The sequence below is a fragment of the Marinobacter alexandrii genome (assembly GCA_039984955.1).
Taxonomy (GTDB): Bacteria; Bacteroidota; Bacteroidia; order Cytophagales; family Cyclobacteriaceae; genus Ekhidna.
This window is the reverse complement of record JBDWTN010000007.1, coordinates 281433-304719: the sequence shown is the minus strand read 5'-3', so window position 1 is coordinate 304719 and position 23287 is coordinate 281433. Positions and strand designations below refer to the sequence as shown.

General features: G+C 38.3%; 25 protein-coding genes. 9 read left to right on the top strand and 16 right to left on the bottom strand.

The genetic code is table 11. The annotated features are described in order from the left end of the window. Positions 1 to 99: 99 nt before the first annotated feature. A complete protein-coding gene (locus ABJQ32_07725) occupies positions 100 to 879 on the bottom strand; it encodes a hypothetical protein (GenBank protein ID MEP5289523.1) in 780 nt (259 codons plus the stop codon). Between the two features lie 135 nt (positions 880 to 1014). On the opposite strand from ABJQ32_07725, the gene ABJQ32_07720 reads away from it, so the two are divergent. Further along, entirely contained in the window at positions 1015 to 1896 is an 882-nt protein-coding gene (locus tag ABJQ32_07720; protein ID MEP5289522.1) for a winged helix-turn-helix domain-containing protein, read from the top strand. Between the two features lie 22 nt (positions 1897 to 1918). Here the strand turns inward: ABJQ32_07720 and ABJQ32_07715 are convergent, their stop codons facing one another. From ABJQ32_07715 to ABJQ32_07685, 7 genes are all read right to left on the bottom strand, one after another. Continuing rightward, complete coding sequence (locus ABJQ32_07715) at positions 1919 to 2395, bottom strand: GNAT family N-acetyltransferase (GenBank protein ID MEP5289521.1); 477 nt, start codon at positions 2393 to 2395, stop codon at positions 1919 to 1921. Between the two features lie 223 nt (positions 2396 to 2618). Then, positions 2619 to 3191, bottom strand: a complete 573-nt coding sequence (locus ABJQ32_07710) for a hypothetical protein (protein ID MEP5289520.1) — start codon at positions 3189 to 3191, stop codon at positions 2619 to 2621. A 176-nt stretch (positions 3192 to 3367) separates the two neighbouring features. Beyond that, positions 3368 to 3994: a hypothetical protein gene (locus ABJQ32_07705; GenBank protein MEP5289519.1), complete on the bottom strand. Its 627-nt coding sequence runs from the start codon at positions 3992 to 3994 to the stop codon at positions 3368 to 3370. 172 nt (positions 3995 to 4166) lie between these two features. Next, positions 4167 to 4562: a VOC family protein gene (locus ABJQ32_07700; GenBank protein ID MEP5289518.1), complete on the bottom strand. Its 396-nt coding sequence runs from the start codon at positions 4560 to 4562 to the stop codon at positions 4167 to 4169. 31 nt (positions 4563 to 4593) lie between these two features. Then, entirely contained in the window at positions 4594 to 4998 is a 405-nt protein-coding gene (locus ABJQ32_07695; GenBank protein ID MEP5289517.1) for an AraC family transcriptional regulator, read from the bottom strand. A 144-nt stretch (positions 4999 to 5142) separates the two neighbouring features. Then, the gene (locus tag ABJQ32_07690; protein ID MEP5289516.1) at positions 5143 to 5937 is read right to left on the bottom strand and encodes a penicillin-binding transpeptidase domain-containing protein; all 795 of its coding nucleotides are present in this window, start codon (positions 5935 to 5937) and stop codon (positions 5143 to 5145) included. A gap of 260 nt (positions 5938 to 6197) precedes the next feature. Beyond that, the gene (locus tag ABJQ32_07685) at positions 6198 to 6698 is read right to left on the bottom strand and encodes a hypothetical protein (protein ID MEP5289515.1); all 501 of its coding nucleotides are present in this window, start codon (positions 6696 to 6698) and stop codon (positions 6198 to 6200) included. Positions 6699 to 6927: 229 nt separating this feature from the next. Here ABJQ32_07685 and hisB point away from each other — a divergent pair, with 229 nt between their 5' ends. Next, a complete protein-coding gene (hisB, locus tag ABJQ32_07680) occupies positions 6928 to 7467 on the top strand; it encodes a histidinol-phosphatase (protein ID MEP5289514.1) in 540 nt (179 codons plus the stop codon). Positions 7468 to 7488: 21 nt separating this feature from the next. Here the strand turns inward: hisB and ABJQ32_07675 are convergent, their stop codons facing one another. Together ABJQ32_07675 and ABJQ32_07670 are read right to left on the bottom strand one after the other, a co-directional pair. Continuing rightward, positions 7489 to 7902 carry a hypothetical protein gene (locus ABJQ32_07675; GenBank protein MEP5289513.1) on the bottom strand — a complete coding sequence of 138 codons (414 nt, stop codon included), beginning with the start codon at positions 7900 to 7902 and terminating at the stop codon, positions 7489 to 7491. 178 nt (positions 7903 to 8080) lie between these two features. Further along, positions 8081 to 9592, bottom strand: coding sequence for a M20/M25/M40 family metallo-hydrolase (locus ABJQ32_07670; GenBank protein MEP5289512.1), 1512 nt, complete (start codon positions 9590 to 9592; stop codon positions 8081 to 8083). Between the two features lie 17 nt (positions 9593 to 9609). On the opposite strand from ABJQ32_07670, the gene ABJQ32_07665 reads away from it, so the two are divergent. Continuing rightward, positions 9610 to 9951: an HIRAN domain-containing protein gene (locus ABJQ32_07665; GenBank protein MEP5289511.1), complete on the top strand. Its 342-nt coding sequence runs from the start codon at positions 9610 to 9612 to the stop codon at positions 9949 to 9951. A 230-nt stretch (positions 9952 to 10181) separates the two neighbouring features. Beyond that, on the top strand, positions 10182 to 10586 hold the full coding sequence (locus ABJQ32_07660) for a hypothetical protein (GenBank protein ID MEP5289510.1): 405 nt from the start codon (positions 10182 to 10184) through the stop codon (positions 10584 to 10586). On the opposite strand, the gene ABJQ32_07655 is transcribed toward ABJQ32_07660, so the two are convergent. Continuing rightward, positions 10516 to 11394: an alpha/beta hydrolase gene (locus tag ABJQ32_07655; protein MEP5289509.1), complete on the bottom strand. Its 879-nt coding sequence runs from the start codon at positions 11392 to 11394 to the stop codon at positions 10516 to 10518. The genes ABJQ32_07660 and ABJQ32_07655 overlap by 71 nt on opposite strands. A 128-nt stretch (positions 11395 to 11522) precedes the next feature. Here ABJQ32_07655 and ABJQ32_07650 point away from each other — a divergent pair, with 128 nt between their 5' ends. The 5 genes from ABJQ32_07650 to ABJQ32_07630 all read left to right on the top strand — a co-directional run bounded on the left by ABJQ32_07650 (position 11523) and on the right by ABJQ32_07630 (position 16583). Further along, a complete protein-coding gene (locus ABJQ32_07650) occupies positions 11523 to 11837 on the top strand; it encodes a PadR family transcriptional regulator (protein MEP5289508.1) in 315 nt (104 codons plus the stop codon). Beyond that, positions 11834 to 14491 (top strand): FtsX-like permease family protein, encoded by a 2658-nt coding sequence (locus ABJQ32_07645; protein ID MEP5289507.1) that lies wholly within the window; start codon positions 11834 to 11836, stop codon positions 14489 to 14491. Before ABJQ32_07650 ends, ABJQ32_07645 begins: the two co-directional genes overlap by 4 nt. A 101-nt stretch (positions 14492 to 14592) precedes the next feature. Further along, entirely contained in the window at positions 14593 to 14976 is a 384-nt protein-coding gene (locus tag ABJQ32_07640) for a hypothetical protein (GenBank protein MEP5289506.1), read from the top strand. Next, positions 14973 to 15347, top strand: coding sequence for a MauE/DoxX family redox-associated membrane protein (locus ABJQ32_07635; protein ID MEP5289505.1), 375 nt, complete (start codon positions 14973 to 14975; stop codon positions 15345 to 15347). Before ABJQ32_07640 ends, ABJQ32_07635 begins: the two co-directional genes overlap by 4 nt. Before the next feature lie 105 nt (positions 15348 to 15452). After that, positions 15453 to 16583: a BamA/TamA family outer membrane protein gene (locus ABJQ32_07630; protein MEP5289504.1), complete on the top strand. Its 1131-nt coding sequence runs from the start codon at positions 15453 to 15455 to the stop codon at positions 16581 to 16583. Between the two features lie 3 nt (positions 16584 to 16586). Here the strand turns inward: ABJQ32_07630 and ABJQ32_07625 are convergent, their stop codons facing one another. The 5 genes from ABJQ32_07625 to ABJQ32_07605 all read right to left on the bottom strand — a co-directional run bounded on the left by ABJQ32_07625 (position 16587) and on the right by ABJQ32_07605 (position 23284). After that, positions 16587 to 17798 (bottom strand): succinylglutamate desuccinylase/aspartoacylase family protein, encoded by a 1212-nt coding sequence (locus tag ABJQ32_07625; protein ID MEP5289503.1) that lies wholly within the window; start codon positions 17796 to 17798, stop codon positions 16587 to 16589. Then, a complete protein-coding gene (locus tag ABJQ32_07620; GenBank protein MEP5289502.1) occupies positions 17773 to 19656 on the bottom strand; it encodes a CBS domain-containing protein in 1884 nt (627 codons plus the stop codon). Before ABJQ32_07620 ends, ABJQ32_07625 begins: the two co-directional genes overlap by 26 nt. 104 nt (positions 19657 to 19760) lie before the next feature. Further along, the gene (locus tag ABJQ32_07615) at positions 19761 to 20282 is read right to left on the bottom strand and encodes a DUF3124 domain-containing protein (protein MEP5289501.1); all 522 of its coding nucleotides are present in this window, start codon (positions 20280 to 20282) and stop codon (positions 19761 to 19763) included. Positions 20283 to 20449: 167 nt separating this feature from the next. Beyond that, positions 20450 to 21772 carry a deoxyribodipyrimidine photo-lyase gene (locus ABJQ32_07610; GenBank protein ID MEP5289500.1) on the bottom strand — a complete coding sequence of 441 codons (1323 nt, stop codon included), beginning with the start codon at positions 21770 to 21772 and terminating at the stop codon, positions 20450 to 20452. 54 nt (positions 21773 to 21826) lie between these two features. Beyond that, entirely contained in the window at positions 21827 to 23284 is a 1458-nt protein-coding gene (locus ABJQ32_07605; protein MEP5289499.1) for an SDR family oxidoreductase, read from the bottom strand. Positions 23285 to 23287 lie beyond the last annotated feature (3 nt).

The following is a 23287-nucleotide window of genomic DNA, read 5'->3' as shown; positions in this document are numbered from 1 at the left end:
TATTAGCTGAGTACTATCCAACCTATCTTCTATATCGACATTGATTGAGATACTATTTAAGTTAAAAACCTGTGAAATCGCGCAATCTAGCTGTTCGATTTAGCAGCCCAGGCTGCCGTATGAGAACATCATTACCTGCTCAATTTTTTCTCCTTTAGCATTTTCAGCGGGAATCCATTTACCTGTCGCCTTAGAAATTAGTCCAACCATATGCTGATCAATGTACAGATTACCTGAAGACCTACTAAGGGTGACATTTGCGATTGCTCCTTTGGTATCGATCGTAAATGAAATCTTACCTGCTCCAGGCCTATCACCTTTAACGTAAGTCTCAATTACCGCACTATTTTTCTTCAGATATGAAAGTAATGCATCCTTACCGTCTGCATATGTTGCCTCTTTCTCTGGAACCACTGTAACGAAATAGTTTAGATCCTCCGTTTCAAGCGTACCAGCGTAATCCGCAGTAAGTTGAAGGTTATCCGAGTACTTGGCTGTTTTCAGCAAGGCTATTTGTGCCTCATTCAAGATCAGATCATTGCTGCCTTTGCTTACCTCCAAATCATACTTAACGAGTCGAACCTGAACTTTTTGTATCGGATATGCACTCCAATCGGCCTCTTTTGGAATAATATCATTGATTGAAGTCGCTTTTTCTAAGTCTTCTTTGGAGATGGTAGCCAAGAATTGTGAGCCTATATCGTATGCGAAATTGCTTGAAGTAGTAGATGGCTCGTCTTTCTCAACTGCCTTTTTTTCTTTAGTCACAAGCATATCAGTTTCGCTGACTGGTTCATTTTGAGGTTGATTAATGAATCCAATGGCCATTAAACCCAGTGTGCCTAAAGCCGTACATATAATTACAAAATTCTTCTTCATCTAATTTTCAGTTTGATTCAAATTCTATGTCAAGAATACGAGCTATTGGAGTCTTAGGGCATAAATGAAATGTAAAATGATGTAAATCTTGTGTAAAACAGTTTTGACTGGTCAAGATTCAAATAGCTTTGTCATATGATTTCGCAGTTCATTCGATTCTTTTTTTTCATAAGTACTTTGTTGCTCCTTGTGTTAAGGATTGAGGCACAAGACACCTTTGCAGAAAAGCACCTAGAGGTTTCTCTAAGAATGATCGGGCATAAGGTGCTGTTGAGTGCTGGTGATAGCACTTCCAGAGTTTTGCCCATTATCAAAAACGGTAATCAATATAGGATTGAGTTTGAATCTGAGTTTGGGTTTCAGCCAGAAGAACTTGTCCGCACAATTGATGAGATAATGAAGCAGGCAAAAACTTCAATTCGATACATTGTGGAAGTCGAGTCTTGTTTCTCAGGCATGGTGGTTTATAGTTTCGAAATAAATAACCTAGATCATCAAGATATCATTTCGTGTACGTCCAGAAATCAAGTCAAGGAATGTTACAGTTTATTATTTACGATTTTGGATAAGCCCATCCTTGCTTCAAAAAAACTTCTTGGAGAAGCAGAAAAATCAAACCTGAACACGAATCTAACTATTCCGATAAGTATTGGGTTGATCGCTCTCTTTGGAGTAGGGTTTGTTGTCTTTAGAAATAGAAAGACGTCAAAAGAGGATGGAACAATCAGAATAGGAAAGTATCGATTTGATCAGCGAAATGCGTTGCTGATTCTGGAAGAGCAGAAAATAGAGCTAACAGGTAAGGAAGCAGATCTACTTCAGCTACTTCTTTCATCCGTTAATTCAGCTGTAAAACGAGAGGATATGCTCAACAAGGTATGGGGAGATGAAGGAAACTATATCGGTCGTACTTTGGATGTATTCATCTCAAAACTTCGCGGTAAACTTCAAGCTGATCCTTCCATCAAAATCATGAATATCCGTGGGATAGGATATAAACTAATAATCAATGAATGATGTAAGTGATTCGAGTACTTCCTCAATGTTCTGGAATAACTAATCTCATTTTTAACAAATCTGGCTTGAATCCCATTTTTTTATAAGCGCTTAAGGCACTTTCGTTTTCAGCGTAAACGTCTAGCTGAATTTCGAATAGGTTTTTGCTTTTGGCCCATCCGACTAATCTTTCAGTAATTTCTCCATTGATACCTTTTCCTCTGTGCTGAGGAGAGACAAACATAAAACCCAGATAAACATATTGTTCTGGATCGAAATATGGTTTAGAGTTTTTGATCAGCGCATAACCAGAACCAACAATTTCACCTTCAATTGTAGCTACTAATACATGCGCATCATGTCGTAGAATAAGTTCTTTTAAATCGTAATATTCTACAGGATCCTTTTTTAGGTTTGAAGCGAAAGGGCGTTCAAATTGAATAATTCCCTGTTCGAATGTTTTGAGGATTTGGAGATCTTCAAGTAGAGCTTCCCTTATTTCTAGATTATTTTTTCTCATTGCAAATCTTGAATTCTTAATCTAAAATACACCAGATCGTTTGATACACTAAAATAGGCGATTTAATGCATTGATCCATGTCTCCAAACTTGTGAATACTTTCTCATTCGTGAAGACACGAACGAAGGCTAAGAAATCATGAATACCCATGGAGTGGGGTATAAGCTGGTGGTTGATGAGTAATATGCTGTCGAGATCTCTTCTACATTTTTATTCCTTTTGCTCAAATAGTAAATCCAATAGACAGTCCCAAGTAGCTGCTATTAACTGTTCCTATTTTTTGACCACTGGGTATTTCAATATCAGCCTTTGAAATGAAATTGTATTCCAACCCAAGTCTTGATTTGCCTAATTCAAAACCACTCCTGAAAAGTAAGCCTATCTGATAATGAACAGGCACTTCAACATATGACGAATTAACTGTGCCTATTTGGAAAATATCTACATAGTTAGCCAGTAAATAGGGCCCTACACCCAAACCTATGTACGGGCGAAAAATGTACTTATCCCATAAAAGAGCTTCATTCAAAGAGTAACTAAAAGTCGGGACAATGGAAAGGAACCCATTTTCATACTCAATGTTATCGATAATGAATTGAGACTCATCCTTGCTTTCATATGTTTGAGAATTTATAGTAACTGCTATCCTCAACCCAACCAGGGTATTGTTTGAAACTTTTACTTGAGGCTCTACATTCAGGAATAGTCCTATATTTTCAGAACTGGAAAATGGAATAAACCCAGCTTCTATGGCTAGATTCATCGTATTTTTTTCTTGAGCAATTCCAGTGAACATACCGAGAAATAATGATGACAGTAATATTATCCTTATTTTAAGCATAGCGCTTTTATGATAGAACAATTAATGCTGGAAAAAATTGTCAAGGATTAAATTTAGACGCGCCCGTTATGGTTGCTGAAATGGTTTGTGTAAGAAGTGGTTTCAATACGCTTATACATTGTTAACTACTTTTATTCATTTATTTTCTTAAAAATATAGCCAGAAGGACTTTTTGTATATGCTTTTCCTCTCATTGATTTTGTCAATTGCTCTTTAGTTGGTTGAACGTCATCTTTTGGTATTAAATATTCATCCAAATTTTTTTCAGAAATGGTGAATTTATCATCCGTTTTTCTTCCATAAACAGCTGTTAATCTAAAGTCTCGATCTAAGGATGCCATTGACGCATCTCCATGAGAATTGTTACATACCAGTAGTCCCCCTTTTTTGAGATAGGGCTTTGTTGCTTGTCCAACAAATCCTGCATATTGAGAAATTACAAGGTCAAATTCCTTACTAAGTTCTTTAAAAGGTTTGTTATAGTCCTGCTGGTAAAAACGAATTTTGGATTCTTCTGAATACTCTTTGTTCTTAGTAATGAAATCAATTGTCTCTTTTTCTTCAAAAAACTTGTAAGTATTCCTAAAAGAGTCAGCATAAGTCACGTTTGAAAAAATCAATGAAGGTGCGATATGAACATGCGATCCGGGGTAGAACACCTGTTTTATTTCGAATTTCTTATTTAGTTCTCTGAAAAGACCAATGGACGTATAATCCTTGTCGATATGATATTTCTTATACAATTCAGGAATCTTCATTTTTCTAATTGCATTTAACCTTTAGCTTCCCTTCCTATAAATATTTCAATAAACTGATTTAGTATCTTAAAGATAGGAAAAGCAGGTTTGGAACCATCCAAAGGCGAATCTTTGCGGTTCAGATACAGAAAGCACTAAGCACATGCCTTTACATATTGTCGGCAGGAGTGTTTTATAGCTTCTCTACGAGTTGAATATTGTTTCCGCAGGTGTCATTAAAAACTGCAAATTTTACAGTTCCCATTTGAGTTGGTTTTACACTAAATTCAACCTCCATTTTTGTCAACCTTTCATATTCAGCGTCGACATTGTCTACATCAAACTGAGTCCACGGAATCCCTGCTTTCATCAAGGCATCTTGAAATACTTTGGAAGGTTCAAAGTGGTTAGGTGCTGGTTCCAATAGCAGTTCTGGCCCATCCTGCCATTCTGCTGAAACAAGTGTTAGCCAACGATTACCACCGTCCATCGGTGTATCGAGTTTCTTAATAAATCCTAGTTTTTCAGTGTAGAATCTAAGTGCCTTTTCCTGATCCCGAACAGGGATACTTATAAGTGTTAACTTCATCTGCTATTGTTTAATTTTTCTCCTTCAAAGATTAAGAATTAGAGACTAAGTTGCTTCTTGAAAGTTGCTCTTTTCGAAATTGAGCTGGTGTTTTTCCAGTTTTAGTTTTGAATAGAACACTGAATGATCCCAAACTTGAAAACCCAACGGCATAGCAGGTTTTAGTGACCGTCATTGCATTTAGCAAGTGTTCTTTAGATTTTTCAATTCGTTTATCTATCAAATATTGTCTTGGTGTGAGACCGTAATACTTTTTGAATAGACGTATGAGATGATACTTTGAAATAAACTGAATTTTTGATAGCGAATTCAAGTTCAAATCGGTTTCATAGTTGGAGTCTATATAGTTTCTAACAGCAATTATAGCATCGATTTGACCCTGGTTTTTATAAAGAACCTCATGCAGTTTTTTAAGCTTTCTTTCGTAAAGTGTCATTTGTTAATCTGGAGGTATTACTGCCAACGTCTCAGCTAAAATGAATATGCGTCCCGGTTGCTAGAAGCACGGAAGCTTCTGCTTTGCATTGTCCTATCAAAAATCAGTACGCATATTCATTTTAGTGTTTGTTGTGCTTTCGTTTTATAATATTCCAAGTTCCTTAAAGATTCTCTTTGTTATGTCCTTTCGGCAACTACCAAAATTCGAGTTCAACTCATTTCGGTCTTTGATCAGACGTGTTGCGAAAAAGTACACATTATCAGCTTTTTCAATGTATCCAACCCACCATCCTGTATCTTTTCCATTAGCTCTTGTCCAACCTGTCTTAGCTCGAATAACATAGTCATCAGTTACTTCCGTTACCATTATTGCTTTAAGAGTTTTATATGATCTCTTCGAAAAAGGCAGTGTTTCTTCATAGATTTTTACTAACACATTGATTTGGTTTGCTGGAGAAATTGCAAATTCACCAAAATTCCAAAAATCAGGATCCTCTATAGACAAGTCAACATTTCCATATCCAATTTGAGTCAAAATATTCTTATATCTATCTTTTCCGATTTTCTTTGCTAGTTCAACATACGCCCATCCAGCAGATAATTCAAAAGCCTCTTTCATACTCATACTATGATAGATATGTGGACGGTGACCATATTTTAAGGTGTCATAATTGTCAATCCATGGAATAATCTCGTTTTCATCTTTGACGACTTTTGTTTCAAGAGCTATTAGAGTATTTACAATTTTAAAAGTTGAAGCAGGAAGAGTCGGCACTTGACTATCATCCATGTCACTAGTCGTCCATTTATGAAGGTTATAATCATAAATTGTAATGCTTCCTTCAATTCCACAATCCTCAAAGGACTGATTCCAACTAGTTTGACCAAAAACCGATGTTGAAATGGAGGTTAGCAATAAAATCAATGTAATTCGCATAGCTATGGAGAATTATGAAGCACAACGTCCATGTATGAGGCGTGTGCTCTCACTTTGTGGACTGAACTAAAATAGTGAAGTCTGCCGGTGCTTCCAAAGTTTGCAGAATGCACTGCGTTGTGAAGTGAAAAAATCCCGCAAGCTGAAGTATCCAAACAGCACAAAACTCTCTCGGAGGCGGACGAAACGGTCATGTCCAGATGCAGTTCGTAGAAAGCACGCAAGCACATGCCTTATACATTTTGTTGGGGATCGTTTTTTCAGTTTTGCTTTAGACGTTCACGGTAGTTCAAAGGCTTCACGAATTCTACTTCTTTCCATTCTTCATCAGTTGAATAGTAAACAAACCTCTTATTTGGAATGTAACCGTTCGTTCCGCCACAACCAACAGCAAAGTTGGCTTTCTTTCCGAGGAGAATAGTTCGCTTAGCTGTTACTGTAACTTCTCCAAAGTTCACGTCTACTGTATCAGTTGAGATGATCTTATGGACAACTCGGTAAATTGTTATCGGCCTCTTTTCTTTAATTGCCTTGTCTATAAGTTCACTGTCAGATAGAAACTTGAAAACGGCAATTCCAACATGATCTTTAATTCGTTCTGTGTTGGGAGTTACTTCGAAATATTTATGTCCACTGGAAATTGCTAGACCAATTTGGCTTCTAATAGTTCGGACATAAAGACTGTCCAAATCAGGTTGTTCAATCTGCGCAAAAAGACCGTGACTGGCAGTTAATATGAATATTGTGATGAATGCTCTCATGTGCGACTATGATCCCCAACATTAATGTAAACAACATTATGTCGTTTATTTACCTTTCAAATATACCTCTTTCGCCTATTCAACCATCGTAAAGAACATTCTGATTCTTTTTGCATAGGACATTATCCATTTTATTAAATACTTATAGTCGACTATAAGTACTTAAAATTTGTTGTTTGATTGTAAAATAGGTAAGGCTTTTTGCTACTCTGGATTTACCTTCGCATCCATGCGACCCATACTATTTATAGACCGTGACGGCACCATCATTCAAGAAGCTGATGGGAACATTGAGACCATTGAAAAGTTGGATTTTCTTCCTGAGGCATTGTATTACCTCAAGAAGATCAAAGAAGAAACAAACTACCTGTTTGTGATGGTGACCAATCAAGATGGGTTAGGAACCGAAGCTTTTCCAGCTCATGAGTTTTGGCCACTACACAATTTCATCATTCGTTTGCTAGAAACAGAAGGCATTCATTTTGATGCTGTTCACATTGATGAACACTTTGAAAAAGACAATCATCCTAATCGGAAACCAGGAACTGGGATGTTGAAAGAATACATGGAAGGTGATTATGACCTTCCAAACTCTTTTGTGATTGGTGATAGAGCTACAGATGTACAGCTAGCAAGAAACCTAGGATCAAAGTCCATCTACTTAAGTTCATCTTATTCTGATACAGAGACAGATGCTGAACTCAAGCCAAAAGGCTGGAAAGAGATCTATGAGTTTTTAGTTCCAAGTTTGATAGTGGCTCGTGACTAGAAACTCAGTACTCGTAACTATTTAGATTCTTCCCCAAGGAATTCCCAATAGCATTAACGCCAGCGACATTCCAAAGAAGATAGACTGGAATCTAAATTTTACCTGGGCATCATTGGTCTTTTTACTAATCGAACGCCCAACTTGTGCGGCTGCTACCGCGAAAAGCATCAATGCGATGTGCTCTACAGACCAAAAACGTTGAACAGGATCACCCATGTTGTACGTCACGAAAGGGCTATAAAAGAAGTATAACACCAAACCAATCACTAGTTGTAGGTGCATCAATCCCACAAAAGACACGGCCAGAATTTTGTCAAATTTAGAATAGTTAGATCCTGCAAATAGCCCAACCAATGATTTAAGAACAGCTATAATGACTGCTACAAGAATAAGCCAACGAAGGCCGGAGTGAAGGTGAAGTAGGAAGGTATACATTGATGTTTTTTTGTCAAATATAGTGGGTGTTGATTTTAGATCGCGTTAAAAACTTGTCATATTGAATGCATATGAAATATCTTTTTGCTAGTTAGTAAAAACCATTCAACGAACGAATATTGTGTCTTAAGACATATTTCTCCTGTCGTCGAAAAGACAAGTCCTTTAGGGCGGTCACTCACTTATCCATTGTCATGAGCCCGCTCATTAGCTGTATACCATACCACAGATTTTCAATTCGAAGATTTTCGTCTGCAGCATGCTGATTGTTGTCATGATTGGCGATAGGAACAATGATTGCTGGCTTTTTTAGTTCATCCGTAAACAAATAGAGCGGAAGGGAGCCACCTAAAGTTGGGAGGAGTATCAAATCCTCACCAGCAACTTCTTTTGATCTTTTGATCACGTCTCTTATAATTGGTAAGTCCATGGAGGTACGTGCAGCAGGGTAGCCGCTCGATCGAGTTACCTTAGCAATCTTAGGATATTTCATTCGAGTTTCTTGGTCAGGATCTTCCCTTACGATATAAAAGCCTTGTTTCTGAATATGAGCTTCTACCAGGTCTTTTTGTTTTTCCGGATCGCACCCTTTGACTAGTCTTATTCCGATAGATGCAGTAGCTGTTGCAGGAACTACATTTCTAGCTAGTTTGCCTGTATTTCCGCTACTCAGTCCTCTAATGGTAAGCGATGGTCGCAGCAATCGTTCATTGTATGATTCAACCCCTTCTGGGTCATTGATCCCCAGTTCTTTTTTGAGTTCTTCATCTATCAGAGGGATATCAGCCAGCGCTTTTTTCTCGAGCTCACTTAAAGGCTCTATATCATCATAATAGCCATCAATGATAATATCTCCGCTATCATCTTTCATACTAGCAATGAGTTTAGAGAGAAACTGACCGGGAACGGGAGCCCAATTCCCGTAATGACCACTATGCAATGGACGATTTGGCCCGTACGTGGTGATTTCCATGCCAGTAACTCCTCGTACCCCAAAAACGAGCTGTGGTCTTCTGGACTGATGAACCGGCCCATCGCAAAAGAGCCATAAGTCTATCTCATCTACGAGCGCTCGGTTGTCATTTAGGTATTGTTGCAACTGCCTAGATCCGGCCTCTTCTTGTCCTTCAAAGAAGAATACCAGATTGGAGGTCACCTTTAATTTGTTTGATTGGATCATATCCAAAGCTGTTAATATGGTGATGATTGGAGCTTTATCATCACCTGCTGATCGAGCATAGATGCGGTGTTCCGGATTGATGTCCTGATAGGTTTTGGGAAAATCCATTGGAGTACCCCCATCGCTAAGTGCTTTTGAATAATAGGCAGGCTTCCAGGGATCATTGGTCCAGTTGGTTTTATCGACAGGCTGACCATCATAGTGCACATAAAATGCAATGGTTCGCTTCGCACCTTTTACAGGGAGGTATCCATAGACAATCGGCGGTGTACCGACCATTCTCAGGAGTTTGGATTCAACTCCTCGTTTTTCTAATTCAGATTTAATGTGATTAGCATTCTTGTTGACGTTTGGAAGATCGAATGCCACATTCGGAATGGATAAGAGAGTTTTGAAATCATTGATAATCTGTACGCCATTTTCCTCAATGTACTTGTTAGAAAGTTTGTTGATGTCTTGAGAAAAGAGCGAAAAAGATAAGAGAGTAATCAGCAGAGGAATAATTCGCATGTTTTTTAAATTTGGATATGGCTAAAATTATTAAAATACCTTCTGTGTATCTCTACGACTCGAAAGTGGTAGGTGTGTCTAAAGGTAATGCAGATGGATCTTCTCGTCAGGAGATCATACGTGGAGAGGTCGCAGAGGGGGATAAACTGCAATTGGAGGCTGAGCCAGACAATCAATTCGATAAAAATGCCATTAAAGTTTTATCCAGATTAGGTAACCAAATTGGATATCTGAATAGGGATATGGCTGAAAAAATTAAGCCAGCTTTGGAAAATCAAGCAGAGACATATGTAACTGCTAGTTGGGTAAATGGGGAGAAGCTGCTCGGTGTAGGATTACGAATTGAATTGGTGAGTTGAGCAGCTTGTCAAACTAATTGAGATCAATACTTCTTGTTTCCTTTTTTCTCTTTTTTTTCTGCTTTCTTCTCTTTGGCCGTTTTTAGAGGCTCCTTCTTTGTAGCTTTTTTAGCGTCTTGTCCTTTTCCCATGATTTTCTATTTTCATGCAAGAACGTTATTATTTCGCTTAAAAACATTATTTCAATGTGTTTTTTGCAAACACAATAACCAGAATTGTGTTTTGATAGCATGATTATCAGGCTTATAGATTTTGGTTTAGTGATTCTTATCTGGATGACGCAGTTAGTGGTGTATCCAAGTTTCACCTATTTTTCCTCGGAAAACCTCTTTACGTGGCATCAGAAATATACGACCGTCATTTCCATCATTGTGATGCCTTTGATGATTGGGCAGGTAGCGCTGCATAGTTATCAACTTTATCAAGGATTTAGCGGGTTGCGCTTACTTGCTTTTGTACTCATTATACTAGCATGGGCCAATACTTTTTTGGTAGCGGTTCCACTTCATAATAAAATCAATGCTAATGTTGATATAATCGATGCTGCAAATTCCCTTGTGAAGATCAATTGGTATCGAACGGTACTGTGGTCAGGCGTCTTTCTGGTAGGTCTTTATGAGCATCTAAGAAATTAAGTATTTCCTTATTCACTGCACTGGGCTTTTCAATGTTGCAAATGTGCCCTGCTTTCGGAACAATGGAGAAGCTGGCATTTTGCCGATTGTTTGCAAACTGTCTAGCACTAGGTAGGAATATGTAATCATCGCCACCCATAATGATCAACATTTCTTGATCAATCTGTTGATTGCTAAATTTCTTTAGCAAAATGAAAAATTCACTGTAAAGCCCGATCCATTTTAAATACTCTTGCTGTGTTAGCTTTTTGGCTTGCATCTGATAGACCCTTCTGGCGACCTGATTTCGTCTTTTTGGCATCAATAGAAAAGAAAAAATGCGATACATCGCAGGATAGGAGAGGAAAAGATTAAAAAGTCTTGCCAGATGCACAAAACCTTTAATCATCCAATTGGCATTAAATATTCCACCTATGATGACCATTTTGTCTACCAGATCAGACCTGCGATTGTAGAGTGCTTGAATGAGCACGCTTCCGAAGGAGAGCGTAACAAAATGCGCTTTTTTAATATTTTCTTTTTCTAGTACTTCTAGTATGTCATTTGAGACAATATTAAAATGGTAAGAAGCGTAAGAAGGATCAATGTTTTTTGATTTTCCATGGTCTCTCAAATCAATAGCCAGCAGATTAAACTGGGCTTTAAAAGCTGGGAGCTGTTGCTTCCATGTAGCGATACTTCCACCAGCGCCATGAAGGAAGACAATCCATTTCTCAGATTTTGAAGTACGATGGATTTGATAGTGAAGTGTTTTCAATGTGATGTTAAACCCATCTCTTGTCAAAGTGTTCGATTTTCCAGCTTGCATGCCTACATCATTATATTCTACAAATGTTGAAGTAATTGAAACCTTTAGAGGGAGATTTAGTTAATACTACAAGTGTTGAAGTAATCAATACTTTTTCTTTAGCTTTATGTTCTACAAATATTGAATAAATGCAACAGCTCGGTTATTTAGAAGAAACGGTCTTACTCCTCATTATGAAAATGGAGAAGGATGCTTATGGCTTTTCCGTGAGTGAGGAGTATAAGATACATACCAATAAATCTATTTCCATTAGTGCCATTCATACGGTACTCTCCAGATTAGAAAAGAAAGGACTAATCCAATCAGAAATGGGAGGGGCTACCGATGAAAGAGGAGGGAGGAGGAAGCGAATTTTTGTCCCAACGAATGATGGCAAAGAGACAATCCAGGCTATAAAGAAATCCAGACAGTCTTTGTGGGCACAAATTCCAGATCTGGTATGAATATCGGAAAACAACCACCAAAGTGGGCAGCTAGGTTTCTTCGATGGTTCGTGTCAGAAGAATTGCAGGAAGAGATTGTCGGTGATCTTGAAGAGGGCTATTACCATCGAAGAAATCAATATGGAAAGCTAAAAGCCGATCTATGGTTCATTCGTGATGTGATTAAGTTTTTTAAGCCCTATTCATTTGAAAAATATTCTAAGACTAAACAATACCTTCCTATGTTCAATAACTACGTTAGAATCGCCTTGCGGAATCTGATTAAGCGACTTTCATTCACCACAATGAATCTTTTGGGACTGACAGCTGGAATAGCCTCAGTGTTCTTGATTGCTCTTTACATTCAGCATGAACTGACCTATGATGAGGCTTTCCCAGAATCAGATCAAGTTTATAGGTTGATGAATAAGTATAGAGATCAAACTTATACCTGTATGAGTTTCCCTCAATGGTATGGATCTACACCAGAAGAGCAACACTACCTCACAGAAAAGCTAATAAGCTATGATCAGGTAGAAGCTGCTTGTCACTTTGTGCCCAACAAATCAGATATTGGACCGAACGGTAAGTATTATGTAAGAGTGAATGGTAAGGAATTGATTGAGGATGAAATTCTATACACGAATAATGGAAAGGCTTTTCAAGATATTTTCCCTCAAGATTTCATTGCTGGTTCATCGAACCAATCATTCGACACTTTCAGTAAGGTTGTGCTCACCAAAAGTAAAGCGATTCAGATTTATGGAAAAGATTGGAGATTGGCGAATGTCGTGGGAGACATTATTAATATTCAAGATGAATCCTTTGAGATTGGTGGTGTAATTGAGGATGTCAAAGGGAATGTGCATTTCGATTTTGAAATGATCATTCATCAAGAATTAATTCCTAGTTGGGGAGCATACACATATATCAAACTTACCGAGCATTCTTCAATCGATCACGTACTTAAACAACTAAACGGTGACATGGATAGCATTTTTCCAGGGTATAGTGAGGATGAGCTACAGCGAGGAGTGAGTTCTGTTCCGCTTACTTCCATTCACTTTACAGACGGAATGCTCTATGAATTAAAGCCTACAGCTAACCTATCATACATCTTCACTTTTAGCATCGTTGGATTGATTATACTACTTATCGTTTGGACCAATTATGCAAACCTTTCCATTGCTATTTATTCAGGGCGACAGAAAGAAATGGGTGTAAGAAAAGTGATGGGTGCAAGGTCCAATGATATTGCTATTCAAATTCTTTTAGAGGCTATTATGCTAACCTTGATATGCATTCCGTTTGCATGGATAGTCGTTTACACAGCTATTACACCTTTCAATGAGCTGATGGATATTGGGATAGAGAAAGAAGTCTTGTGGTCTCCATCGTCTTTTTTTGTGATTGCTGCGGTTTTACTTTTCACAGGGCTTATCAGTGGGATATACCCGGCAATTGTATTCAGTAAAAAATCATTGGTTAAACTGTTCAAAGGAAAGCTAACTACTTCAAGAAGTCGCTTATGGAATGCAAGAAATGGTATTCTGGCCACTCAGTTTTTTATGTTGATTGTTTTGATCAGCATGGTTATGACTATTCAGCAACAGATGACGTTTGTACATACCAAAGAGTTAGGGTTTGAAAAAGAAGATATCCTTTTCTTTAATGTAGAAGGCAGAGAAAAGTATGGGTTGATCAAAGCAGAACTGGAAAGATTGCCGGGAGTGAATGCAGTAGGAACAGGACTAATTCCTGGAACATCTATGTATAACCAGCTAACATACGAGATGAGAGGAGGAAGTGAAAGATACGCAGACGGAACACACATCCAAACTACTGTATCAAGCTTAGACATTTTAGGAATCAGTTCCGAAGCTTTTGATCAGCTAAATGATCGGGATAGTGTATTTATTATCAATGAAACGGCTGCCAATAAATTGGCTGATGGGCTTGGGATTTTATCCAATGAACTTATTGGTCAAACGCTAGTCCTCGAACCGGAATGGCAAAACGAGCAGTTTGGCTATGGGTCGCATTACACCATTGCTGATATCATTCCAGATTTTGATTATTTCAGCTTACAGTACGAGACTCAGCCTATGTTGATGGAGGTGCGTGCAGAGGCATCATGGGTCTATAGTGCCATGGTTAAGGTTGAGACAAGAGACGTTGTTTCCGTAGTTTCAGCAATAGAAGATGCCTATCTCAAAGTTGAAAAACAAGTCCCTTTTGATGTGACCTTTTTGGATGATCATTTGGATCAATTATATACACGAGAAAAAAATGCTGGCATACTAATTTCAGGACTGACAGGAGTATCTATGATTCTTGCGGTGATGGGATTAATTGGAATCATAGGTTTCATCACTATCACACGTCAAAAGGAAATTGGCGTAAGAAAAGTTTTTGGAGCGTCAGTACTTGAAATTCTTTATTCTCTCAGTAAAGAATATGCGATTATGATGCTGTTGTCAACCTTTATTGCAATTCCTGCTGTCATGTACTTGGCAGATCAGTGGTTGTCCAATTTTGCTTATCGGATTTCCCCAAATTTTATGCTCGTCCTCTTTTCAGGGTTTATTACGCTTCTTTTATTGCTTTTTGTAGTGATTGTTCAATCGTATAAAAGTGCCAATATGAACCCATCAGATACGTTGAGGAATGAATAAGTTTGGTATCAGTCAATTCTCAGGCGGAACAAGTGGTATCAAAATCAATAGAAAGAACAATATGAGTTGAGTTAGGTTTCATAGTTATGAAATCGAATTGGATGTCACTGACTCTTAAAATTGCGGCTATTTATAACCTTATATGGGGAGCTTGGGTAGTTCTATTTCCCAACCATTTTTTTGAATTGGTAGGAATGGAATTCCCTACACAACCCATGATTTGGCAAGGTATGGGTATGGTCATAGGAGTTTATGGTTTGGGGTATTGGTGGGCTGCTCAAGATCCATTGACTCACTGGCCGATTGTTGCAGTTGGGTTCCTGGGTAAAATCTTTGGGCCCTTAGGCTTTGTGATGAATTATCTTCAGGACAAGGTACCTTTCGGCTTTTTCTACACCTTGATTACAAATGATTTTATCTGGTGGATACCGTTTTTCTTAATCCTTAAAAAGACGCATCAGAAACAAAAGATTCAGTGGATATGAAAAAAATCAGCCCTTTTGTACAAGGAATTTTCTATGTGATTGCTGGTATAAATCACTTCATTAATCCAGATTTTTATTTACCGCTTATACCTGAGTATTTTGTGTTTCCTGAAATGATTAATTATTTGAGCGGGTTCTGTGAAATAGTTCTTGGTGGAATGCTATTTTCTGAGCGAAGCAGAAAATCTGCGGCTTATTTAATCATAGTTATGCTCCTAGGATTTGTCCCTTCTCATGTTTATTTCATTCAGCAAGGTAGTTGTCTTGAAGGTGGTTTATGTGTGCCCGCTTGGGTAGGGTGGGGAAGATTGATCCTTATCCATCCCATATTGATTTGGTGGGCATGGTCGGTGAGACATATGCGCAACTAATAGAAAATAGGTTATCCAATGATTACCTATTTTGGAGGGTTGAGTACTTATTTTTGAGCATCTATGGAAATAAAAAGGCTTGCTACTCACAGATGTGTCATATGTATGATTTTACTGTTCTGGCAATTCAATGTGTCCCATGCACAATCCGGTATAGATCGATTCATCGATTTCTTCACCATTTATCCTAATAAGTTAGCTGCACAGCAGGATACCGCACTATATCCAGCTAAAATCATCATGGCGCCTGTTGTTTCATACAGTCCATCCACAAGTCTTGCTCTTGGTGTAGGAGCAAAGTGGCTATTTAAGTTCAAAGGATCTGGAGATGAGACTAGAACATCCAATATGCCAATCTCCTTTCAATACACTTTAAAAAACCAGTTTATCCTATTTTCTGGTTTTGAAATTTTCTCACCTCAGGAGAAGTGGATGCTTGAGGGTAATATCATTTTTAGAAAATTTCCAAGACTCTACTATGGTGTGGGCAGAGATACTCCTGATTCCAATGAGGAGGAATATGAATATAATCAGGTCTTAATTGAGCCTATTTTGCTAAAGCAAGTATTTTATAGGTATTTCTTTTTAGGTGGGGGTTTTCGTTACAATCGAATTAGCGGTGTGGAGTTTTTTGATCCGGATGGAGAACTAGCTAATAGTGATCAATTCGGTATCAGTGGGTCTACTTCTGTAGGCCTTCAGCTAGCAGCCGTTTTTGATAACAGAAATAACTTGCTGAATAGTAAGCAGGGCTGGTATTTTGAATTTACACATGGGTTTTATGATGAATTATTTGGGAGTACCAGTACTTTTCAATTGACCAGAATAGACCTTAGACGATTCTTTATGCCTTTCAAGAATCGAGGAGATGTGATAGCTATTCAACTCAAAACACACTTTTCACATAAGGATGTACCATTAAACGAACATGCTTTTTTCGGAGGATCTGAGATTATGAGAGGCTATTATGAAGGAAGATTTATTGAACGAAATATGATTGCGGCACAGGTTGAATATCGGAGAGATATCAAAGGAAGATTCGGCATGGTAGCCTTTATTGGTGCTGGTGATGTAGCTTCCAGCATTGACTCTTTTGAGCTCAGCAATGTTCGTCCTTCAGTAGGGTTTGGGCTTAGGTTTTTGCTTGATAAGCGAGAAGATCTCAATATTAGATTTGATTGGGGCTTTGGTCAGAATACTAATAATTATTATCTCAATATTGCTGAGGCTTTCTAACTGCTAATGAGTAATCCAAGGCTGATTCAGATATTCTTCAAAGCGTGCCGACGCATCCCTGTAAAACATCTTTGCATGATTTTTATCAATAACCATACTCCTATATCCAAATAGGTGAAAAATTTCCCTCGCAAGAAAACGAGCAATCTTTTTATTGACGATGAGTCCTGATTTGCTATGATCTATCCATTTCACACCTGGAAGTAGCACAAGCATACGATCCAATCTGTATTTTCTGATGATTGCTGAAATTCTTAGAAAAGGCTTCCAAATTTTCTTAATAGTAAAAAAACCATCTGAACCTTGAGCCTGATAGAGTGGCATAAATATTCGTCCATCGTTTTTAGCTCGAACTTCTTTTCCATCACTCTTTGCAACAAGCTGATTCTTATATACTTTCTGGAAATTGAAGAAACCAGTCTCCATAGTAAATAGCTCACCAGTCTTTATTAAGTATCTGAAATGGATCTCATAAATTGATTGTACATCTCCACTGGTTTTTGCCAGCATATCATGGTAGTGATGATAGTCTACAAGATCTTTATTGATGAGTCCTGTGAATACGGCAGAGAGGTAACAAAATGCCATATTGTTTTCAATTGAGGACATGTCATCATGTTGTCCGGCTTCAAAGCCAAATGCTACATATCCCAGCTCATTGATATAGCTAAGAATAGGCCCATCCAGATACTCTTCTATCCCAAGTATGATATGTAGCGGGTATTGAATAGTGAAATCTCTGTTGAGTAAACTATCATTCACGGTAAGGAATGGAATGGTCTCACTGGAAGTAGTGTGTAAATCGAAGAAGTAAAAGGGACCTGAATGAGTATCTAAAACATGCTGAATGATAGAGAAAATTTCTCTTTGTTCATTGACTTCATTGTTGCTTCCTATTCCATTTGATTGGCTAAGTGATGCCATTCTTTCCCGGGTCCAGACCCTGTTTAGATCCTCGTCGTGGAATCGTATACCTTCTCGTAATGCTCCCAGATTCCCAGTCAGACAAATGATATTACCATACATAGCGTCTCTTAGGTGCCTCATAGATTCAATGAAACGATTCAATGCAAATACTCCTGCCGGCTCGTTTCCATGAATACCACCCATAAAAATTAAGGTTGGGCCTTTGTGAAGTCCATTTATCTCACCGATTACTCTGTCTATTCCAATTGTTTTTTCTAAAGCTTTACTGTGCACCTTGATCTTGGTCATATTGAATTACATCTTTTATTGTGACGATCCCAACCAGATGCTGATTGTAGACCACAGGAAGGCATCCAACTTCATTTTGCTTCATGATTTGAATGGCTTCTTTGATAGGCATTTCGGGATAGCTAAGAATTACATTTTTAGCCATGATATCATTTACACAGAGTGAAGAATCATGATCGGATTGATAGTCTCTGAGTTTTTCCATATGAGTCCAGGTAAGTAATCCGGTAATCTCTCCCACTTTGTTTTCAACAGGGACATGGTGAATATCTTTCCAAATCATCAACTGGGTGGCCATTTCTGCTAAATCATCCTCATAAACTGTGAAAAGGCGTGTGGACATGATGTGTCCTATTTGAAAAGCATTTTCATGAGTTTCTGACGTAGAGCTAATTTCTGACCACTCATGTACAGGTTTATTAGCTTGTTGATTTTCTTGTATTGCTTTAGTTAAAGCTAACAGGGCGTCATCTTGTCTTAGGGTTTTTCTAAGTTTCCTGTAGCTAGCGATTGTCCATTGAGCTCCTGTTTGCTTCTTCGTTCGTTCCTCAATGATATTCAGAAGCCTATTTGCTGTTTCTGTATCAATATGCACTTTCTTCAATCCTTTCCTGGCAATAGGCAAAAGAACATCCAGCATGAGATCCCTAACAGATATGAGTTCACCGTCCCATCGAAGAACCGATTCCTTGCCCGTTCTGGCTGCTTTAATGAAGTTTGACTTAACATCTCTAAACTCCATAAGTTGGGCTATATCATCATACTTTTGAGGCCTACCCATCATCAAACCCACCCAAAGTGCGAAATTGGCCATCTCATCAAGGATGGTAGGCCCAGATGGGATGTATCTGTTTTCTATTCTGAGGTGTGCTTTTCCTCCTCCAACTCCGTAGCAGGGTCTATTCCATCGATAGATGGTGCTATTATGTGTGCTTAGTGCTTCCAGCTTAGGGATATGCCCTGCGTCTAACTCTGCCAGCGAGTCAGAGGCTAATTCTCTGGCGAGTATTACTTTGTGTTGTGCTACATCATTCTTGAAGATATCAGCAGCAGTTCCTGTTTCCCAGTCTTCACCAAAACTGACTCTTGGTAGCTGGTCTTTTAATGCATAGCTGGCGATGCGTGTATCGATACTTTGCTGGAACAGTGCAATGCGAGTTTCACTCCAAAGCTCTCTGCCAAGTAGAAGGGGAGAGTTGGCACAAACACCCAGGACCGGACCGGAGATGGCTTGCGCCCAATTATAGCTTTTCACGAAATCATCAGGTTCTACCTGTAAGTGCAATTGAAAGCTGGTGTTACATGCTTCCATCAATACAGAATCATGAGACATGGCTAGTTCATCTACTCCTTTGATGTGGAGATGAAAGTCAGTACCTCTAATGTCTTTTACCATTTCATTCAATAGCCAATACCTCGGTTGAGGCGTCATAAATTCAAAAGCTAATTCCGTCTTACTAATGGTTGGAAGTATCCCGACCAGGATGGTTAATGTATCTTCCTCTAGAGCTTTATCTTTTGCTTTACTAAGTAACCTTTCTAGTTGATTCTGAACGGTTGTAAAACAGTCACCTTTTAACTCTACAGGATCGAGGTTGATCTCTAAATTGAAGCGAGCTAACTCTGTAGTAAAATGATGATCATCAATTTTCTTGAGTAACTCTTCGGCATTTTTTTCAGGTCGCCAATTTTTTGAGATTAAGCAAAATTCTTGTTCAGCGCCAATACGATTAATACCTTTTTCAATGAGTCCTCGATCCAGCATAAGCTCGAGGCAATTGATGTCATTGAGTAGATGTCGAATGAATTTTGAACGTACTTCTTTATCTGTAGCAGGCTTGACAAGATGCTCTCCCATAATGATGTCTTATTTGGGAGATAAAGATTATAGAATATCATTCCAATAGATATGATCTTTGACAGATCAAGAGGTGACTTGAATCAAATATTTTGAGATGATTTTTATTGTTTGCTAATTGATAAACCGTTAGTCAGAAAAGAGATGCCTTGCTGCCCATGTGTGGAGATCATCACTCCTTGAAAAATAGGCTTCAACTTTTGATTATTAGCCCCCCAATTGACGATGAAATTTGGACCAGTTCCCCCTTGTGTGTCATCCTCTTCAATGACGTAATCAACGGATTGCATAGGTCGTAGCAATAAGGTACTGTCGAGGTAGTGTCGAATGAGCTCACCTTCGGAATCATAATAGTCAATATCTGATACATATATCGTATCTTGAAAGCTTGTATTTCTGATGCTTAAAGTAGCAGTCAGATTGAATTTGACATCCTTCGTTTCACTATAAATATCTGAGTAGATGGGGATGTAGACTGTGTCCCTAAAGGTCAGTTGTGGGTCTCCAACAAAAGCAATATCTGGAGCTTTGGCTTGGCTGGGAGCCTGGCCATAATTTGGATCATATTCAATGCAGGAAGAAAGACCTGCGATGCTTATAGCAAGGAATAGGAATGTTACTCTCATAAGATAAAGATAAGCGAAAAGCGATTAAATGAATCCATTGATTTCACTGATTGAAAACAATAATTATCACTTATTTAGCTATAAGTTAATACTTAAATAGTGTAATGTTAACTTCTGAAAATTAAATAGTTATAATTTAATTGTAGTTAATTTCTACAATCTCATTATTATGCCATTCCTTCCTTGTAAACTTCCAGACATCTTTCTCTGGCAACCTTGTGATCAACGATTGGATCAGGATAATACTTCGTGTCAATTTCTGGCACCCATTTGTTAATGTACTTATGGTCTTTGTCAAATTTATCAGTTTGTGAATACGGATTGAAAATTCGAAAATATGGCTGTGCATCTACTCCCGTTCCAGCAGCCCATTGCCATCCGCCATTATTGCTGGCAAGTTCGAAATCCAGAAGCTTTTCTGCGAAGTAAGCCTCGCCCCAGCGCCAATCGATCAGTAGATGTTTAGTAAGAAAACTGGAGACAATCATACGTACTCTGTTATGCATAAATCCAGTAGCATTGAGTTCTCTCATTCCGGCATCAACGATAGGATATCCTGTTTTTCCTTTCTTCCATTTTTCAAATTCTTCTTCATTATTTCTCCATTTCAAATCGTCGTATTTTCGATTAAAATTAGCATCTACTACTTGTGGGAAATGCCATAAAATAGCTTGATAAAAATCACGCCAAATGAGTTCGTTTTGATACTTTTCATTTAGAGATTTTGCACGTCTTACAAGTTCACGAATACTAACGGTTCCGAAGCGTAAATGGAGACTCATTCTACTCGTTCCTTTGACAGCCGGAAGGTCTCTGGTCTCGTCGTATTTTTCGACTATTTTTTCATTCAATTCTTTTGTTGGAAATTCGATGTTGGTTGACTCAAATCCAATCTCATTAAGCGTAGGGATTTTTAGTACTTCAGCTTGATTCCAATTAGATTCTTCCTCAGATTTATAAGCCCTAATATGATCTTCTTGTAAAGTCTTTTTCCAGAGATTACTGTATGGCGTATAGACAACATATGGGTCTCCATTGCCTTTCAAAATTTCATCTTTCTCGAAAATGACATGATCTTTTTTTGCTTTAAACTCAGCACCATTTTCTTTAAGAAAATCGTACACTTTTTTATCCCTTTCCCTAGCATAAGGTTCATAATCCCTATTGGCCCAAACTGTTTTGATGTCATAATCGTTGGCAAGATTTTTCCACACTTCAATTGGATCTCCAATTCGAATATCCATCGAACCTCCTTGCGCAATAATTTCTGCTTGCAGGCGTGTTATCTCCTGGTGAATAAACTCTACTCTTGCGTCTTTTTTTTCTTTTAGATCGTCAAGAATATTTGTATCAAAAATGAATGTCGGTTGAACAGGATATGCTTCTTGATGGGCGTGATAGAGTCCTGCATTATCTTCTAAACGGAAATCTCTTCTAAACCAGAAAATGGTAACCTGTGGTTTGCTCATAAATTGAAAGTTTGCTGCCATGCTGAGTTTGTTTCAGCGTCTGCCAAGATATTAACTAAAGATCCTGAAACAAGTTCAGGATGACTGATCATAAGATATTATGTTCTTCGCCATGTTTCTGAAAATGAACCCATGGAATGGAAACACCAGATACCAATAAAGACGACCCCATAGGCCCAGAGGTCTGAAAGTGGCTGTTTGAATTAATTGATGATTGTCTCCATTGGACTTTATCTTGAATTCTAACCATGCATCACCTGGTAGTTTCATTTCAGCAAAAAGGAGCAGCCGACATTCTTCTTTGTCTGCGTATAGTACACGCCAAAAATCTAATGAATCACCTCCCTTAAGATCGCTTGGGTTTCTTCTTCCTCTTCTTAAACCTACTCCTCCAACTAACTTGTCCAGAAACCCTCTGATTTTCCATAGGAAATTACCGTAATACCATCCTCGCGCTCCACCGATTGACCAAACATTTTCAATAACCTCTTGCGGGTCTCTGGAAAATGTGAAGCTCTTATAGTCTTTGAAACAACCATGCTTGGGAGCTTCTACTTGATTAAGAAATACATTATTAAAGTCTGGACTGGCAAAGGAATCCATCCAACTAGAAACTACTTGCTCTTGACTGATCTTTTGAAAGGTTCTTTCTAGTGATTCCTTATAGCTAAGTTTTTTGATGGTCACAATACTTTCAATGCTATTATCTCGAACCACCACTTCATTTTTCATGCTGTCAACCAGGTTTCTGGCTAATCGATAGGAGGTGGAGGTAACTAGATAGAGCCATAAAGAAGATAATTTTATGGTAAGAACCGGAACCGTCAGAATATACCGTTTCAATCCTCTAACTTCTGCAAATTGGAGAAGCATTTGTTTGTAGGTAAGAATATCTTTCCCACCAATATCAAAAGTGGAATTGAACGCTTTTTCGTTTCCAAGAACCCCGATGAGATACTCCATTACATTGTAAATACCAATAGGTTGGCACCTGCTGTTGAGCCATTTTGGAGCTATCATGACCGGAAGTTTCTCCACAATATCTCTAATGATCTCGAAAGAAGCACCTCCTGAGCCAATGATGATCGCTGACCTCAATACCGTAAGGTTGGTTTTCGATTGTTTAAGAATCTCTTCTACATTTTGACGTGAGGATAAATGATCCGAAAGCTCTTCGTCGTTTGCGATCCCTCCCAAATACACAGTTTGTTGTGCCTTGGTAGTATTTAGGTAGGAAATGAAATTTTCAGCGGTAGTGGCTTCCAACTTACTAAACTCCTTGCTATTCGAAGTGAGGGAATGAATGAGATAGTAGGCCGCATCAATGTCTTTTGGCAGCTTATCCAAACTTTCCCGATCTAGAAAATCACACGCTATTACGTCAACGGATGCAAGAAAGCCTTCATCAAAGTCTTCGAAATCAAAACGGCGTTTATCCCTAACAGGACATACTACTTGATGACCAGCCTTCACGAGATCAGGAAGTAAACGCCGACCAATATAACCTGTAGATCCTGTGAGTAATATTTTCATCTA

Excerpts from the sequence above, each read along its gene's own strand:
- ABJQ32_07685 (MEP5289515.1), bottom strand. The coding sequence starts at position 6,698 with ATGAGAGCATTCATCACAATATTCATATTAACTGCCAGTCACGGTCTT.
- ABJQ32_07625 (MEP5289503.1), bottom strand. The coding sequence starts at position 17,798 with ATGACCAAGATCAAGGTGCACAGTAAAGCTTTAGAAAAAACAATTGGA.
- ABJQ32_07635 (MEP5289505.1), top strand. The coding sequence starts at position 14,973 with ATGAAAAAAATCAGCCCTTTTGTACAAGGAATTTTCTATGTGATTGCT.
- ABJQ32_07660 (MEP5289510.1), top strand. The coding sequence starts at position 10,182 with ATGATTATCAGGCTTATAGATTTTGGTTTAGTGATTCTTATCTGGATG.
- ABJQ32_07640 (MEP5289506.1), top strand. The coding sequence starts at position 14,593 with ATGTCACTGACTCTTAAAATTGCGGCTATTTATAACCTTATATGGGGA.
- ABJQ32_07605 (MEP5289499.1), bottom strand. The coding sequence starts at position 23,284 with ATGAAAATATTACTCACAGGATCTACAGGTTATATTGGTCGGCGTTTA.
- ABJQ32_07720 (MEP5289522.1), top strand. The coding sequence starts at position 1,015 with ATGATTTCGCAGTTCATTCGATTCTTTTTTTTCATAAGTACTTTGTTG.
- ABJQ32_07620 (MEP5289502.1), bottom strand. The coding sequence starts at position 19,656 with ATGGGAGAGCATCTTGTCAAGCCTGCTACAGATAAAGAAGTACGTTCA.
- ABJQ32_07705 (MEP5289519.1), bottom strand. The coding sequence starts at position 3,994 with ATGAAGATTCCTGAATTGTATAAGAAATATCATATCGACAAGGATTAT.
- ABJQ32_07700 (MEP5289518.1), bottom strand. The coding sequence starts at position 4,562 with ATGAAGTTAACACTTATAAGTATCCCTGTTCGGGATCAGGAAAAGGCA.
- ABJQ32_07645 (MEP5289507.1), top strand. The coding sequence starts at position 11,834 with ATGAATATCGGAAAACAACCACCAAAGTGGGCAGCTAGGTTTCTTCGA.
- hisB (MEP5289514.1), top strand. The coding sequence starts at position 6,928 with ATGCGACCCATACTATTTATAGACCGTGACGGCACCATCATTCAAGAA.
- ABJQ32_07630 (MEP5289504.1), top strand. The coding sequence starts at position 15,453 with ATGATTTTACTGTTCTGGCAATTCAATGTGTCCCATGCACAATCCGGT.
- ABJQ32_07695 (MEP5289517.1), bottom strand. The coding sequence starts at position 4,998 with ATGACACTTTACGAAAGAAAGCTTAAAAAACTGCATGAGGTTCTTTAT.
- ABJQ32_07690 (MEP5289516.1), bottom strand. The coding sequence starts at position 5,937 with ATGCGAATTACATTGATTTTATTGCTAACCTCCATTTCAACATCGGTT.
- ABJQ32_07725 (MEP5289523.1), bottom strand. The coding sequence starts at position 879 with ATGAAGAAGAATTTTGTAATTATATGTACGGCTTTAGGCACACTGGGT.
- ABJQ32_07650 (MEP5289508.1), top strand. The coding sequence starts at position 11,523 with ATGCAACAGCTCGGTTATTTAGAAGAAACGGTCTTACTCCTCATTATG.
- ABJQ32_07675 (MEP5289513.1), bottom strand. The coding sequence starts at position 7,902 with ATGTATACCTTCCTACTTCACCTTCACTCCGGCCTTCGTTGGCTTATT.
- ABJQ32_07655 (MEP5289509.1), bottom strand. The coding sequence starts at position 11,394 with ATGCAAGCTGGAAAATCGAACACTTTGACAAGAGATGGGTTTAACATC.
- ABJQ32_07610 (MEP5289500.1), bottom strand. The coding sequence starts at position 21,772 with ATGGCAGCAAACTTTCAATTTATGAGCAAACCACAGGTTACCATTTTC.
- ABJQ32_07615 (MEP5289501.1), bottom strand. The coding sequence starts at position 20,282 with ATGAGAGTAACATTCCTATTCCTTGCTATAAGCATCGCAGGTCTTTCT.
- ABJQ32_07670 (MEP5289512.1), bottom strand. The coding sequence starts at position 9,592 with ATGCGAATTATTCCTCTGCTGATTACTCTCTTATCTTTTTCGCTCTTT.
- ABJQ32_07665 (MEP5289511.1), top strand. The coding sequence starts at position 9,610 with ATGGCTAAAATTATTAAAATACCTTCTGTGTATCTCTACGACTCGAAA.
- ABJQ32_07715 (MEP5289521.1), bottom strand. The coding sequence starts at position 2,395 with ATGAGAAAAAATAATCTAGAAATAAGGGAAGCTCTACTTGAAGATCTC.
- ABJQ32_07710 (MEP5289520.1), bottom strand. The coding sequence starts at position 3,191 with ATGTTCACTGGAATTGCTCAAGAAAAAAATACGATGAATCTAGCCATA.